The organism is Parvivirga hydrogeniphila (genome assembly GCF_023371205.1).
Lineage (GTDB): Bacteria > Actinomycetota > Coriobacteriia > Anaerosomatales > Anaerosomataceae > Parvivirga > Parvivirga hydrogeniphila.
Genome location: NZ_JAMCCO010000001.1, coordinates 1,007,206 through 1,022,033, shown reverse-complemented (window position 1 = coordinate 1,022,033; position 14,828 = coordinate 1,007,206). Strand labels below are relative to the sequence as shown.

Annotated in this window: 11 protein-coding genes, 1 tRNA gene and 1 pseudogene; 1 reads left to right on the top strand and 12 read right to left on the bottom strand. The window is 67.2% G+C overall.

Annotation, left to right across the window (positions count from 1 at the left end; translation table 11 throughout):
- Positions 1–9: 9 nt before the first annotated feature.
- From hrcA to lepA, 3 genes are all read right to left on the bottom strand, one after another.
- Positions 10–1,032, bottom strand: coding sequence for a heat-inducible transcriptional repressor HrcA (hrcA, locus tag MX659_RS05215; RefSeq protein WP_267192389.1), 1,023 nt, complete (start codon positions 1,030–1,032; stop codon positions 10–12).
- Between the two features lie 79 nt (positions 1,033–1,111).
- On the bottom strand, positions 1,112–2,308 hold the full coding sequence (gene hemW / locus MX659_RS05210) for a radical SAM family heme chaperone HemW (RefSeq protein ID WP_267192388.1): 1,197 nt from the start codon (positions 2,306–2,308) through the stop codon (positions 1,112–1,114).
- Positions 2,308–4,113: a translation elongation factor 4 gene (gene lepA / locus MX659_RS05205; RefSeq protein ID WP_267192387.1), complete on the bottom strand. Its 1,806-nt coding sequence runs from the start codon at positions 4,111–4,113 to the stop codon at positions 2,308–2,310. The genes hemW and lepA overlap by 1 nt, the downstream gene beginning before the upstream one ends.
- 205 nt (positions 4,114–4,318) lie before the next feature.
- Here lepA and rpsT point away from each other — a divergent pair, with 205 nt between their 5' ends.
- A complete protein-coding gene (gene rpsT, locus MX659_RS05200) occupies positions 4,319–4,585 on the top strand; it encodes a 30S ribosomal protein S20 (protein WP_267192386.1) in 267 nt (88 codons plus the stop codon).
- 5 nt (positions 4,586–4,590) lie between these two features.
- Here the strand turns inward: rpsT and holA are convergent, their stop codons facing one another.
- From holA to yqeK, 9 genes and pseudogenes are all read right to left on the bottom strand, one after another.
- Positions 4,591–5,586 carry a DNA polymerase III subunit delta gene (holA, locus tag MX659_RS05195; RefSeq protein ID WP_267192385.1) on the bottom strand — a complete coding sequence of 332 codons (996 nt, stop codon included), beginning with the start codon at positions 5,584–5,586 and terminating at the stop codon, positions 4,591–4,593.
- Between the two features lie 214 nt (positions 5,587–5,800).
- Positions 5,801–7,591 (bottom strand): annotated as a pseudogene (locus MX659_RS09195) (DNA internalization-related competence protein ComEC/Rec2); the annotation flags it as partial.
- Between the two features lie 411 nt (positions 7,592–8,002).
- Complete coding sequence (locus tag MX659_RS05185; protein ID WP_267192383.1) at positions 8,003–8,644, bottom strand: ComEA family DNA-binding protein; 642 nt, start codon at positions 8,642–8,644, stop codon at positions 8,003–8,005.
- Between the two features lie 110 nt (positions 8,645–8,754).
- Positions 8,755–11,310, bottom strand: coding sequence for a leucine--tRNA ligase (gene leuS / locus MX659_RS05180; protein ID WP_407674456.1), 2,556 nt, complete (start codon positions 11,308–11,310; stop codon positions 8,755–8,757).
- A gap of 248 nt (positions 11,311–11,558) precedes the next feature.
- Positions 11,559–11,634: transfer RNA gene (locus tag MX659_RS05175), tRNA-Ala, on the bottom strand.
- A gap of 49 nt (positions 11,635–11,683) precedes the next feature.
- Positions 11,684–12,622 (bottom strand): DMT family transporter, encoded by a 939-nt coding sequence (locus MX659_RS05170; protein WP_267192381.1) that lies wholly within the window; start codon positions 12,620–12,622, stop codon positions 11,684–11,686.
- A complete protein-coding gene (rsfS, locus tag MX659_RS05165) occupies positions 12,619–13,032 on the bottom strand; it encodes a ribosome silencing factor (protein WP_267192380.1) in 414 nt (137 codons plus the stop codon). Before rsfS ends, MX659_RS05170 begins: the two co-directional genes overlap by 4 nt.
- Positions 13,029–14,252, bottom strand: coding sequence for an LCP family protein (locus tag MX659_RS05160; protein WP_267192379.1), 1,224 nt, complete (start codon positions 14,250–14,252; stop codon positions 13,029–13,031). The genes rsfS and MX659_RS05160 overlap by 4 nt, the downstream gene beginning before the upstream one ends.
- Positions 14,249–14,827 carry a bis(5'-nucleosyl)-tetraphosphatase (symmetrical) YqeK gene (yqeK, locus tag MX659_RS05155; RefSeq protein ID WP_267192378.1) on the bottom strand — a complete coding sequence of 193 codons (579 nt, stop codon included), beginning with the start codon at positions 14,825–14,827 and terminating at the stop codon, positions 14,249–14,251. Before yqeK ends, MX659_RS05160 begins: the two co-directional genes overlap by 4 nt.
- Position 14,828 lies beyond the last annotated feature (1 nt).

The window sequence follows — 14,828 nt, the reverse complement described above, 5'->3', positions numbered from 1 at the left end:
AGTCTCCGTCTAGCCCAGGATGTCTGTCAGCGTGTCGGCCACCGTGCGGACCGTGCCGATGGCGCGCGGATAGTCCATGCGGGTCGGCCCGATGACCCCGACGATGCCCATCGCGCCGCGCCTGCCATACGGGCTGAGAACGACGCTCACGCTGCCGAGCGCTTCGATGGGGTTCTCGTGCCCGATGCGCACCGTCACGTCCGTCTCGCGCATCGCCTCGGTCAACAGGCGCAACATGGTGATGCCGTCTTCGAGGAGCTCCACGACAGGACGCGCCACGTGCGGGTCCGCGAACTCGGGCTGCGAGAGGAGCGCCGCAACGCCGCCTGTGACGACGCGATCGTCGTCCGCCTCGCGCAAACAGTCGGCCACGGCGTCCAGCACTTCGATCGTCGTCCGCGCGAACACGTCGCTGCCGGCGCGCACGCCCTCCCGGACGTCGATCACCTGCTCTCCGATCTTGTCCTCGAGCACGGCGGTCAGATACCGTTCCACTTCCGAAAGCACGCTCTCGGCAACCGGCTCCGCGAGCTCGAGCATGCGGTTCGCCACCTGGCCCGAGTCGGTCACCACGACCACAAGCGCCCGCCGTTCTGCCATCGGCACGATGGAGATCCGCCTCAGGCGAGCTCGCCGCAGTGCCGGGGCCGCGACGATCGCGACGTAGTTGGTGAAGCGCGAAAGCAGCATCGATGTCTCGCGCAGAACTTCGTCCATCTCCATCTCGAGCGTCTCGTACATGCGGTGGATGCGCTCGACCTCGGTTGCGCTAAGGCTGAGGGCGTCGATGCGCTCGCGCACATCGTCGACGAACGCGCGATACCCGCGGTCCGTCGGCACGCGGCCAGCGGAGACGTGAGGCTGGGCCACGTGCCCGCTCTCCTCGAGGGCGGCCAGTTCGGCTCGCACCGTGGCAGGCGAGCACCCAAGGTGATGGCGCTCCACCAGCGCTTTCGATGCCACGGGCTGCATGGTCGCGACGTACTCTTCTACGAGCGCGGCCAGCACCGCGCGTCTGCGTTCGCTCAGCATTCTCGTGCTCCTACCTTTGGCACTCGGTGCCTCTGAGTGCTAGACGATGGTATCACGCTCGGCACGGCGCTCGCACGCCTCAGCCCGTCCACACCGCGCCGAACACCTCGTTGCCGAGGAGCCACCCGCGTTCCGTCGTGCGCACCCGGCCACCAGACCGCACGAGGAGCCCGGCCTGCTCGAGCCGCTCTATCGCCGCCCCAACGCCCGCCTCCTCGACGAGCGGCTCAGGAACTCCCTCCGAGAGCCGAAGGCCGAGCATCACGTCCTCGCGCAGCGCCTCCGCCTCCGTGAGCACCTCGACCGTCATCGCCGGCCACTCGCCGAATCCGCGCGCGATGTCCGCCGCCACTGCGTACCTGACGCGCGCGGCGTCCTCAGGTACCACGAATCCTGCCGTCCGCGCCGTGGCTGCATCGAGCATGCCGTGCGCGCTCGGACCGATCCCGAGATACTCCCGGCCCGTCCAGTACGCGCGGTTGTGACGGCACTCGTGGCCGGGGACGGCGTAGTTCGCCACCTCGTAGCGCAGCAGCCCCGACGCCTCAAGGAGGTCTCGCGCCAGCACCATCATGTCGGCGACGACGTCCTCATCGACCGCACGATATCGGCCGAGCAGGACCTCTGCTGCGAGCGGCGTGCCGCTTTCCAGCGACAGCGGGTACACCGACACGTGCCGCGCGCCCGTCTCAAGCGCGTACTCCACCGTCGAACGCCACATATCGAGCGTCTGTCCGGGGATGCCGCAGATGAGATCGACCGAGAGATCCAGCCCGGCTTCCGTGGCGGCCCTCGCGGCCGCGAGCGCTCGCGTTGCGTCGTGCGGACGGCCGAGCACCGCGAGAAGGTCGTCGTGGAACGCCTGCACGCCCAGGCTCACCCGAGTCGCGCCGGCATCCGCGAGCATCTCAGCAGTGAGCTCGTCGAACGATTCCGGATTCGCTTCGACCGTGATCTCCACCTCGTGCGTACCGCACATCTGCCCACGCGCCGTCGCCACGAACGCTGAGAGCCGCGCGGCTCCCAGAGACGTCGGCGTCCCTCCGCCGATGTAGACCGTACGCGCCGCACGAGGCTCCAGCCGCGAGAGCCACCCGGCCCACTGCTCGTAGAGGAGCTCGTAGGTGTGGGCGGCCTGCGATCCGGGCCCCTGTGGCACGACCGAGAAGAAGTCGCAGTACGCGCACTTCGAGGCGCAGAACGGGACGTGGAAGTATAGGTGCTCGGGCATCATGCCGCCGGCGCGCGCTCCAGCACCTCGTGCTGGGGGCGACATCAGCCTTCGTCCACCTTGAGGATCGCCATGAACGCCTCCTGCGGCACCTCGACGGTCCCGAGGTTCTTCATGCGCTTCTTGCCCTCTTTCTGCTTCTCGAGCAGCTTGCGTTTGCGCGTCACGTCGCCACCGTAGCACTTCGCGAGGACGTCCTTGCGCTTGGCTTTGACCGTCTCGCGGCTGATGATCCTGCCACCGATCGCCGCCTGGATGGGGACCTCGAACATCTGCCTGGGGATGATGTCTTTCAGCTTCTCGGTGAGGACCTTCGCGCGCGGGTACGCCTTGTCCTTGTGCACGATGAACGACAGCGCGTCCACCGGCTTTCCGGCTAGAAGCACGTCGAGCTTCACGAGTTCGCTCGGCCGGTAGCCGATGAACTCGTAGTCGAGGCTCGCATACCCTTTCGTGCGGCTCTTGAGCTGGTCGAAGAAGTCCATGATGAGCTCGGACAACGGGATCTCGTAGTGCATCTCCACCGTCGTTGCCGAGAGGTATTGCATGTCCTTGAAGACCGCGCGACGGCTGTCCGCGAGCTCCATGACCGGACCGACGAAATCAGGCGGGACGAGGATCGTCGCTTTCAGGTATGGCTCCTCGATGCGATCGAGGCGGCTCGGGTCGGGCATGTCTTGCGGTGAGTGGACCTCGCGCATCTCGCCGTTCGTGAGGTACGCGTGGTACTCCACGCTCGGCGCCGTCGCGAGCAGTTCGAGGCCGAACTCGCGCTCGAGGCGCTCCTTCACGACCTCCATGTGCAGCAGACCCAAGAACCCGACGCGGAACCCGAACCCGAGGGCATGCGACGTCTCAGGCTCATAGACGAGCGCAGGGTCGTTGAGCTTCAGCTTGTCCAGCGCGTCGCGCAAGTCGGGGTACTGGTCGCCATCGATCGGGTACAGGCCGGTGTAGACCATCGGTTTGACGTCGCGGTAGCCTGGCAGTGGCTCGGCAGCGCCGTTCTTCGCACGCGTGATCGTGTCGCCCACCTTGACGAGCGACGGGTCCTTCAGCCCCGTGATCACGTAGCCGACCTCGCCGACCGAAAGCTCGTCGACTGGTGTGTTGGCGGGCCTCCTGACGCCCACCTCCTCGATCTCGCTGACAGCACCGGTGGCCATCATCAGGACCTTCTCGCCCTTGCGCACCGACCCGTCGACGATGCGCACGAGCGCCACAACGCCTCGGTAGGTGTCGAAGTACGAGTCGAAGATGAGCGCTTTGAGAGGCGCTTCCGGGTCGCCTGTCGGCGGTGGAACCCGGCGCACGATGGCTTCAAGCGCATCGCGCACGCCCTGACCGGTCTTGCCGCTCGTGAGCACTGCCTCGTCCGCGGGTATGGCGAGCGCCTCCTCGATCTCGTGGCGCACGCGCTCCGGGTCTGCAGCGGGAAGGTCGATCTTGTTGATGACCGGGATGATCTCGAGGTTCGTGTTCATCGCCATAAGCGCGTTGGCCACGGTCTGCGCCTCGACGCCCTGCGCCGCGTCCACGACGAGCAAGACGCCCTCGCACGCAGCGAGCGAGCGCGAGACCTCGTAGGTGAAGTCCACATGCCCAGGCGTATCGATGAGGTTGAGCTGGTAGGTCTTCCCATCATCGGCGTCGTACATCACCCGCACGGCCTGCGCTTTGATGGTGATGCCGCGCTCGCGCTCGATGTCCATCGAGTCCAGCACCTGGTCCATCATCTCGCGCTCCGCGATGGTATGCGTGAGCTCGAGCACCCGGTCGGCGAGCGTGGACTTGCCGTGGTCGATGTGCGCGATGATGGAGAAGTTCCGTATGAGGGCCGGGTCAGTCATCGGAGCGTAAGGATAGCAGGCCGCAGCACGTTCACATAGCCGGACGGGCATCGCTTCCGGCGCGACCACCGGGGCATGGCCGCCGCGGCGCGTCCTCGGTGCGGCTCCCCTTCTTGGCTGCCTTCCCGGCGTGTGCTAGACTCTCGAAGCTCTGAAATGCAGGTTTCCAGCTGAACCACCTGAAGAACCGGAAGGAACGACTGTCGTGGCGAACATCAAGAGCCAGAAGAAGCGGATCCTCACCAACGAGAAGGCGCGCAAGCGCAACCGCGCGGTCAAGTCCGCGCTCAAGACGTACGTCAAGCGCGTGCACGAGGCCATCGCAGCCGGCGACAAGGCCCAGGCCCTCGAGGCCGCGCGCGTCGCGTGCCGCGCGCTCGACAAGGCCGCGAGCAAGGGCGTCATCCATCCCAACCAGGCGGCGAACCGCAAGTCCGGCATCATGGCCGCCGTCAATGCGATGGAGGACTGAGCGCCCTACCCGTTGCGCGCAGCCGAGCCGTCGCTCGGCACGCACACCCGAAGCACCCAGCGTTCGAGAACGAGCCCGGCATCGCCGCGGCTCGTTTTCATTCGTGCCTCAGCATCGGCTGCCGCGCGCAGGGCGTCTGCGAGCTCTGGTTCGTGGAATCGCGCAGCGTCCTGCGCAAGCCTGCGCCCTTGCCACTCCTGGAGCCCGAGCTCTCGGGCCAACCCGTCCGAGCCGCCGCGCTCCACCAACGCCTTCGCGCTGACCAGCTGCCGCATGCGCCTCGTTGCGGCAGCAAGCAGGCCAAGCGGTGATTCGCCTGCGAGCATGAGCGCGCGAGCGGAGCCGAGCGCGCCTTGCGCATCGCGTGCGCCCAGCGCGTCCAAGAACGTCCAAATCGGCGGCACGACCGTGGTCACGACAGCCGCGACGTCGGCCCTCTCGATCGTATCTCTGTCGCCGATGTACGCCACGAGCTTCACGATCTCGGCGTCCATCGTGCGAAGGTCGCCACCTGTCGCAGCCACGAGCGCCTCGGCTGCATCCCGCTCGATGCGCCTGCCCTTCTCCGACACCGCCTTTGCGACCCAGGATGCGAGCTCGCGACGCTTGGGCGCGGCGTATTCAGCGAGCGCCCCGGCGGTCTCCAACGCCTTGTACAGCCGCGTGTTCTTCGCGAGCCCCGATCCGGCGAGCACCAGGCACGTGGTGGCAGCGGGGTTCGCCACATACTCGACGATGGGCGGGTGCTCGGACGCCGGCATCTGATCGATGTTGCGCACCAGCACCAGCCGGCGGGAGCCCATGAACGGCAGCGTGTTCGCCGCAGCCACGACCTCTTCTCCTCGCACCTGCTTGCCGTCGAAGACGTCCACGTCCATGAGCGACGGGTCGGCCGCTTCGAACATGCTCCGCAGCCGGCGGACCGCGGCCTCCAGCAAGAACTCGTCCTTGCCGTAGATCAGGTAGATTGGCTTGAGGTCGTCGATCTTCCTGACAGCCATCCCGCACCTCGTGTCCGGTTGCTTCTGTGCGCACCATTGTCACACATGTAGCCCTGCAGGCCATCGTCGTCTTGCGCAGCATCCCAGCTCTCACCCCCCTGCCACGTTGCGTCTTCACCCTCCACGTGGATCCTCGTGCCTCAACCGTCAGATCGCCTTGTAGGTCCGTCCGGTACACGCGCGCGCCCACAGATGCGAGCAATGCCACCGTCCGTTCGGAGGGATGCCCGAAATCGTTGCCTTCGCCAACGCTGATGAGCGCGACTGCGGGTCGCCATCCTCTGGCGCCCGTTTCGACGAGGCCGTTCTCGCTTCCATGGTGCGGCACCTTCAGCAGCTCGACCCGCCGAAGCAGTCCCGCACGCTGCAATCCTTCTTGGACGTAGGACTCCGCGTCGCCGGTGAGCACCGCGTCGAAGGCGCCGCACTGCACTTCGAGCACCACGCTCGTGTCGTTCGCACTGAGCCCGTGAGCATCTCGCGTCGGCCACAGCACCGAGACGGTCGCTCCACCTACCTGGAAGCTGTCGCCTTGATGCACGGCCACCGTCCGACCGGCCGCGTCAGCTCCGAGAGCGGCCGTCACAGCCGATTGCAGCGATGGCTCCGCTTCGGGAGCTCCTGAGATCCCGATCAACCGCGGCTTGACGATCCCCCTCAGACCCTCAAGCCCACCGATGTGGTCGTCGTGCGCGTGCGTCAGAACGACAGCGTCGATGCGACGGATCCGGTGACGTCCGAGCGCTTGCCGCAGGGAGATGGGATCCGGACCCGTATCGACCAACAGCGTCTCGTACCTGCTCTGGACGAGCACGGCGTCGCCCTGCCCGACGTCGAGCACGACGATGCGAACGCCTGCCACAGGCGCCTGCGCGAACGCCACGATGAGGACCAACGCACCCGACGCGACAAGAACGCGCTTCGCTCGCGCGCGATCTGGTTGGGGCCACCTGAGCCACACAAGACCCAACGACACGACGACCGCCGCGACGCCCACACCGGAAGCCACCGCAACACACGCTCCGGGAAGCGACGCCATCGCCGCAGCGAACCCTGCCACGAGCTTGGCGCAGGCCGCCGCCACGAGCAGACACGCCCTTCCGATAGGAGATTCCCACGCCCCAAGGCACGCGCCCGCAAGCGCGAAACTGAGCGCGAGCTCGATCACAGGAAGCACCGCGGCGTTCGCGAGAGGCGCGAGCACCGAAACCGCACCGAAGGCTGATGCGGACACCGGAAGCGTAGACATCTGCGCCGTTATAGCTGCGGAAACCAGCTGACCGATCTTCCCTGACGCGCCGGGCACCGCCGCTGCAAGCCATACTGCAACGAGCCTGCCGAACAGCAAGAGCCCGCCGACCGCGCTCACCGACAGCGCGAATCCGACGTCGAACGCTGCCATCGGCTGGGCGAGCAGCACCGCCGTCGCTCCCGCCGACAACGCGGCGAGCGGATCGGGACGCACCACGAGCATCCGGCTTACCGCAAGCACGCTCAGCATGGCGCACGCGCGCACGGCCGAGATCGGGAATCCGGTCATGGCTGCGAAGAGCCACGCTGTCGCGACCACAGCGCTTTGTACGATTCTCCGTCGTCGTGCCACCGAACGCAGCATGGCCATCACCACGCCGCACACGATGCCAAGGTGCGTTCCAGACACGGCGATGGCGTGCGACAAGCCCAGCGTGCGGAAGTCTGCCTGTAGCGCAGACCCTCTCACCCGCCGCCTGTCGCCAAGGGCGACGCCAAGCAGAAGCGCTCCTGGATCGCCCGGTATCCGAGCGAGCGCCTCCGACGACCTCGCTCGCCATCGGTAGACCGCGCCAAGCAGGCCGCTGCGCCATCCCGTCTCCTCGAACCGCCACGGTCGCACGAAGCCGACGACGCCTGCGCGCGCGCACTCCCGCGCGCGTTCGGGCTCGCTCGGCCCTTTCGGGACGGCGCTGAACCGCACCGTCCGCCCGATCTCCGGTGCATCGACGCCCTCCGGAAGGCCGACCTGCATCACGCATCCTGCGAACGGCTCGCCGTCAACGCGCACGGTCGTCCGCTCGCCGAAGCGCCCTTCCGTCCCGTCGGCGATGACCGTGGCCCGCCAGGTCCGTGCCCCAGCAGCGTTCATGGCCTCCCACCGAAGGCTCCACACGTGCAGCGACACCGCGCATGACACCGCGCCAACGACGAAGCCAGCAACGAGAAGCGTGGCCGCCGCGCGCGCTGACCCGCGGTGACGCACACGAGCGCCCAGCAGAGCGGCCGTGACGACCACCGCTCCGCACACCGCGGCCGCGAAAGCACGGTGTCCGCTCCACCACACCGCCTCGGTGGCCGCGATGCCAGCCCAGACACCGCCGAGCAGCCCGAACGAGGGCGGAAGCGCTGGCCGCTTCACGATCCGTGCCGCCCCCAAGGCGGCTCACCCCGTCGTGATGAGGTCTTTGAGCGCGTCGAACTTCTTCGGCCCGATGCCGGGCACCCGCATCAGGTCCTCTGGCGCGCTGAACGGACCGTTCTTCGTCCGGTCGTCCACGATCTTCTGCGCCGTTGCAGGCCCGATGCCGGGAAGAGCGTCAAGCTCCGTTGCGCTCGCGGAGTTGATGTTGACCTTCTGCGGAGCGCCCGCGACGGTGCTCGGAGCCCCTGCCGTCGAGGACGCTTCGTCCCTCGTCGGGATGCGCACCTGCTCCCCGTCATTCAGGATCCGCGCGAGGTTGACGGCGTCGGTCGCGGCGTTTCCGAGGACCCCGCCAGCGGCCTCGACCGCGTCACCGACGCGCGACCCTGGCGGGAGCGTGTACACGCCCGGCCTTCGCACGGCACCCACGACGTGGACGACCACCCCGGCTGGCGTCGTGGTCGCTGCGCTCGCGTCCGCGATCTCCACCTCTGGCGGGCTCACGCTCATCTCGTCTGCTGGAACCCCGCGCAGCCACCCGCCAGCAGCCAGCACGATTCCTACGAGCACCGCAACGAGCGCGATGCGACCCCATGCCGGAAGCGCACGGATGCGCTCGACGGACTCCCTGATAGCAGTGCCGTTCTCCCACTCCTCGAACATGGACGCCCCCTCCTCGCCGGGACGGAGGGGGCGTCCGAGTGCCACTCTACGCGCAAGCCCCTAACAGGGCATCCACGAGACCTTACCGATCGCTCACCTGCTCGCGCCTCCTATGCGCGCACCACGAAGCTCACGAGCTTGCCGGGAACCACCACGACCTTGACGACCTCGCCCGCTGCCACGATCTCCGCGACCTTCGGCAGCGCGCGAGCGGCGGCCTCGACTTCCTCGGCAGAAGCGTCCGCAGGAAGCGTGACCCGACCACGCACTTTCCCGTTCACCTGCACTGCGTACTCCACCTCGCGCGAACGGGCAAGCTCTGGGTCCCACTCGGGCCACGGCTGCCGGTGTACGCTCTCAGGCTCGCCGATGACCTCGCGCCACAGCTCCTCGGCCATGTGCGGGACGTACGGCGCGAGCAGCAGCACGAGCGTGCGCGCGACCGCTCGCTCGACCGCACCGTTGCGAGCGGCCTGCGGCACCGTCCGGCGATATTCGCCTGCGGCGTTGAGAAGCTCCATCATCGCTGCGAGCGCGGTGTTGAACTGGAAGCGCTCGATGTCTTGGGTGACCTTGCCGATCACGCGATGACGCTCGCGCTCGAGCGCTTCGGCCTCGCCGCCGCGCGCTCCGCTCCCGGCATCCTCGTAGACCTCCCACACGTACCGCCACACGCGGTTCAAGAATCTGAAGATGCCCTCAAGCCCCTCCTGGCTCCACTCCAGGTCCTTGTCGGGCGGGGCCATGAACAGGATGTACGCGCGCAACGCGTCAGCGCCGAACTTCGCGATCATCTCCTCGGGCGCGACGACATTGCCCTTGGACTTGGACATCGTCTCGCCGTCCTTTTTCACCATGCCTTGCGTGAGCAGGTTGGTGAACGGCTCATCGAAGGCCACGAGCCCCATATCGCGGAAGACCTTCGTGAAGAACCGCGAGTACAAAAGGTGCAGGATCGCGTGCTCGATCCCGCCGATGTACTGGTCGACCGGCATCCAGTACGCTGCTTTGGCCGGATCGAAGATCTCCTCGTCGTTGCGAGCATCGCAGTAGCGAAGGTAGTACCACGACGAGCACGTGAACGTGTCCATGGTGTCCGTCTCGCGTCGAGCGGGACCGCCGCAGCGCGGGCATTCCGCCTCGTAGAACTCCGGATGATCGGCGAGCGTCTCGCCCTTCGTGATGTCCACGTCCATCGGGAGCATCACAGGGAGATCGTGTTCGGGCACGGGCACCAGTCCGCAGCGCTCGCAGTGGATCGCCGGGATCGGGTTGCCCCAGTACCGCTGACGCGAGATCAGCCAGTCCCGCAAACGGAAGTTGACAGCAGGCCGACCGAGCCGGCGCTCCTCCAGCCACGCGGTGACCGCCTTCACACCCGCGCTTCCCTTGCCTCCGGGAAGCCCAGTGAAATCGCCGGACTGCACCATCACGCCGGGTCCGTCGTACGCAGCCTCCCAGGGCACGTCGTCCACGACCCTGGCCTTCTGTCCGCGCAGACGCTCGAGGAGCGGGTCGTCCTCGGCGACCACGACCGGCGGCACGGGGAGGCCGTACTGCCGCGCGAATTCGAAGTCCCGCTGATCGCCGCACGGCACCGCCATCACAGCCCCGGTGCCGTACTCCATGAGCACGTAGTTCGCGACCCACACCGGCACCTTCTCACCGTTGACCGGGTTGATCACGTACCGGCCGGTGAACGCGCCGAGCTTCTTCGCCTCGCCGCTCTCGCGCTCGATCGCGCTCTCGCGCGCTGCGGCCTCCACCACGGCCCGCACCGCCGGTTCGTGCTCCGTGCCGGCAACGAGCTCGTCGACGAGGGGATGCTCCGGCGCGAGCAGGAAGAAGGTGCAGCCGAACAGCGTGTCGGGGCGCGTCGTGAACACCGTGATGCGCTGTTCGGTGGGGTTGCCGTGGGCATCGCAGAGCGCGAAGTCTACCTCCGCGCCCTCGCTCCGCCCGATCCAGTTGGCCTGCATCGTCTTGACGCGCTCCGGCCAGCCGGGAAGCTTCGCGAGATCGTCGAGCAGCTCTTGCGCGTATGCCGTGATCTTGAAGAACCACTGCTCGAGCTCGCGCTTCTCCACGACGGACTTGCAGCGCCAGCAGACGCCTTCCCCGATCACCTGCTCGTTGGCGAGCACGGTCTTGCACGACGGGCACCAGTTGACAGGGCTGGACTTGCGCTCCACCAGGCCCCGCTCCCAGAACTTCAGGAAGATCCACTGCCCCCAGCGGTAGTACTCAGGGTCGCACGTCTTGACGGTGCGGTCCCAGTCGTAGCTGAACCCCATCCGCTTGAAAGACGCCGCCTGCTTGTCGATGTTCGCGTACGTCCACTCGGCAGGATGCGTGCCGCTCTTGATGGCGGCGTTCTCCGCTGGCAGGCCGAAGGCGTCCCACCCGATGGGATGCAGCACGTTGTAGCCGCGCATCGTGAAGTACCGCGCGACCACGTCGCCGATCGAGTAGTTGCGCACGTGGCCCATGTGGATGTCACCGGATGGGTACGGGAACATCTCGAGCACGTACTTCTTGGGACGCTCGTCGTCCTCCGTCACGGAGTACAGGCGCTGCTCGTCCCAGACTGCCTGCCACTTCGGCTCTATCGCGTGCGGATCGTAGTCCTTGTGCGCCACCTCAGCTCCTCTGAACGTCCCGGCCATGCGTCCTGCGCCCAGCAGCGCGTGCGAGCACCTATTCTAGCCCACGAGCGCACACGCGCGCCCACCCACGCCACACAACGCGATGCGGGCCCGCACCGAATTGCAGGGCATCGCATCGCCGTAGCAGCACTCTCACGCACACTGGCCTCGCCCATTCCCCCAAGTGCGTTGCACCTCCTGATGAGCGGACTGCCGGAGAAATACCGAACGCCCGCCGCACTGGTGGCGACGGGCGTCTCGCTTCAGGTTGGTGGAGCCAAGGGGGTTCGAACCCCTGACCTCATGGCTGCCAGCCATGCGCTCTCCCAGCTGAGCTATGGCCCCACGATGCTGTCTCGCAGCAAACGGTAGTATAGCAGCCGTTGGCCTGCGGTCAATCGGCAGATTCGGACTCCAGCATCACGGCGGGCCCCTCGATGGCGAGCGCCACCTCTTCGACACCGCGTGCTGTCTCACGGGCCCCCATCGCCTCGACGAACAGCATCGCTCCCAGGATGAGGCCGGCGCCGACAAGACCGCGCACGCCGATGCGCTCGCCAGCGAGCCATCCGAACAGTCCGCCGAAGGCAGGCTCGCACACCAAGATGAGTGCGACCGTGCTGGGCGGGATGGTGCGCTGTGCGTACGTCTGCACCACGAACGCCACCGCCGATCCCAGCACGGCCGTGAGCGCGATCGCCGCCACAAGACGCGGATCCCGCGGTGTGGGCGCGCCTTCAAGCGTCACGGAGAGCGCACCCGTCACCACCGTCACAGTCGCCAGCTGCACGATGGTCAACGACACCGCATCGTAGCGCGTGCCTGCAGACCCAAGCACGATCATATGGAACGAGTACGCGAGCGCGCACAGGAGCACCCTCGTATCGCCTGCGTTCCACCCGCCGCCGGACCCGCCCGACAGGAGGTACAGCCCGAGGGTCGCCACGACGACCCCGACGACCGTCTCGATCCGTGGCGGATGACGCAGCACGAGCGCCTGCAGGACCGGCGTGATCACCACGAACATCCCGGTCACGAACGCCGCCTTGCTCGCGCTCGTCGTCTCAAGCCCCCAGGTCTGGAAGACGTACCCTGCGGCAAGCAGAACGCCCGCGAGCGCACCGACCCGCACGGTCGCGGCATCCAGCCTCCGCACCGCTTTCGGGAAGGCAGCGCCGAGCACGAGCGTCGCCAGCGCGAAACGCCACGCCAGGAAAGCGTTCACGGGATAGCGGGCGACCACGTCTTTGACGACGACGAACGTCGCGCCCCATACCGCCGCTACCCCGATGAGCGCAACGGCGAGCAGGTACCGCCGTGACTGCGACCTCACGAGACGACCGGCTCCTCAGCTGCCGAGCGGCCGACGTTCTCGCTCGACTGAGCGAAGTCGTCTGGCAGCGGCACGCGCGGGGCGTCGCTCCACAGGCGTTCGAGCCGGTAGAAGTCGCGTTCGGCTGGCTGGAAGACGTGGACCACGATCTCGCCGAAGTCGAGCAGCACCCACGTCGCCTGCTGCTCGCCCTCCCGGCCGATCGCGGACAGACCGGCCTCCTTGAGCCGCCTCTCGACCTCGTCCACGATGGCCTTCACCTGACGGTCGTTCGATCCCGTCACGATGACGAAGTACTCCGTGATCACGAGCACCGGTCCGACCTCGACGATGACGATGTCGGACCCCTTCTTGTCGGCCGCTGCCGTGGCAGCGAGCAGGGCGGCGTCTCTCGCTTCCAGCGAACTCACTCCTTCACCGGTTTGTAGTCCTTGCCCACGATGATGATGATATCAGCCACCTGTTGCTCCGAAGGCTGAACGATAACTTTGCCGACGCCCAGGACGCGCTGGATCCGCTCGCCAGCGTCGCTTCCTTCGCGTTGCTCGACGATCAGCGTCTGCTCGTAGTCGAAGCGGTCGGCGTTTTTCGTGTCCGCCACCCGCATGCCTTCACGGATGAGGCGCTCCGCCACCTCCCCGGCGATCCCTGGCACGCCGGACCCGTTGTAGATGACGACGCTCACGCGCGCCTCCTCGGCGCCCACCTTCACTCCCCACCACGCCATCAAGAGGTCCGCGATCTTGTCGCGCTGGGGCTCGAAGTACGTCTGGTCGCCCATGTTGATCGGACGAACCGGCAAGGGCGCGAGCGCCACACGGTCCGGACCGAGCGAGTCAGCGAACTGCCTCACTTGTGCGAGCTCGCTCTCGTTGAGGTTGGTGTCGCTCACCTTGTCGAACAAGCCGGCCAGGGATTGGCTGGTCAAGGCGTCCTGGTACACCTGCTTGGGCACGACCACATACTTGTCGAACAGCACCCCCAGGTAGTTGGAGATGGTCGCCAGAGATGTCTCAGGTCCGCTCTTGAAGCTGTCACCGGCCCGCTCGAATCCTTGGCCCGGCACTTCCATGAAGGCACCGTCAGAGATGGCGATGCCCGTGATCTGCTTCTTGGACCGGTCGAGCCGCACGGCAAGGAAGTCCGTTCCGCCGTTTGGATCGGTGCCGATGATGAGCAGGTTGTCGCGCGCCTGCTCTTTCACCGCCTCAGGAGACGCTGCCCGCTCCGCGGCCCGCTTCGCGAGGTGGCGCGCCGCCGCGTTGATGGCGAGCGCCGAGCCGATCGCGAGCCCGACGATCAGTGCGCCGATAAGGACGGCAGTCGCCAGGCGACGCAAGAACCGGGCGACGCCAGCGGCCATCGCCCGCTCCTCCGCCCGCAAACGCGCGATGCGCTCTTCGCGTCGTGCACGCTTGCCGGCCTTCGTCGAACGCTTCGATGTCCGGTACCCGCGACGTGGGACGGTCGCTTCTCCGTGCGCCTCACCGACATCGAAGCGGTTTGCGGGTGCGCCCCGCCGACGAGGGTACGTCGGAGCGGCCGGCGAAGGCTCGGCACCGATGTCGAGGATCTCGCCGTCACGCCGCGCGGACGCACCCGCGCGCGAAGGGCGCTTCCTGCCGCTCACGAAAGGCCTCCGGCGGCTATCCAGTTCCAGGTCTTGAGCGTCTGCGGGTGCATCGGCCTTCTCGTGTCTACGAGATGACGCAGTCCATCGGCATAGGTTCTCACGAACAGCTCGCTCAGCGGAAGTGCTCCGATCGATGCGCGCAACACCGCTGCGCTCTCGTGCGTCCTGCCCGGTTCGATCGAGTCCGCGATGAACACCGCCATCGCCAGCGCAGACATGCCCGGCGCACCGAAGGTGTGGACGGCGACCGCGTCGACGACCGCGTCGCCCGCATCCGGGAACGCGCGCCGAACGAGCCGGGCGCCGACCGGCGCGTGCAAGAGGTACGGAACCTGCTCGTCCACCTCGGTGATCGGCAGTCCCAAAAGCCGGGCCTCGCGAAGAAGCTCTTCCCCGCTCAGGTCGCGGGCCCAATCGTGCAGCAGGCCCGCGAGGTGGGCCGCCTCGGCGTCAAGGCCGTAGGCTTCTGCGATCCGTTTGGCGGTCTGAGCGACACGCTCGCTGTGCGCGGCGCTTTCAGGGCTCAAGCGCTCCCGCACCGCAGCGAGCGCGGCATGCCGGTCGGCAGCCACG

Coding starts and splice junctions, on each gene's coding strand:
- hrcA (WP_267192389.1), bottom strand. CDS start 1,032: ATGCTGAGCGAACGCAGACGCGCGGTGCTGGCCGCGCTCGTAGAAGAG.
- hemW (WP_267192388.1), bottom strand. CDS start 2,308: ATGTCGCCCCCAGCACGAGGTGCTGGAGCGCGCGCCGGCGGCATGATG.
- lepA (WP_267192387.1), bottom strand. CDS start 4,113: ATGACTGACCCGGCCCTCATACGGAACTTCTCCATCATCGCGCACATC.
- holA (WP_267192385.1), bottom strand. CDS start 5,586: ATGGCTGTCAGGAAGATCGACGACCTCAAGCCAATCTACCTGATCTAC.
- MX659_RS05185 (WP_267192383.1), bottom strand. CDS start 8,644: ATGTTCGAGGAGTGGGAGAACGGCACTGCTATCAGGGAGTCCGTCGAG.
- leuS (WP_407674456.1), bottom strand. CDS start 11,310: ATGGCCGGGACGTTCAGAGGAGCTGAGGTGGCGCACAAGGACTACGAT.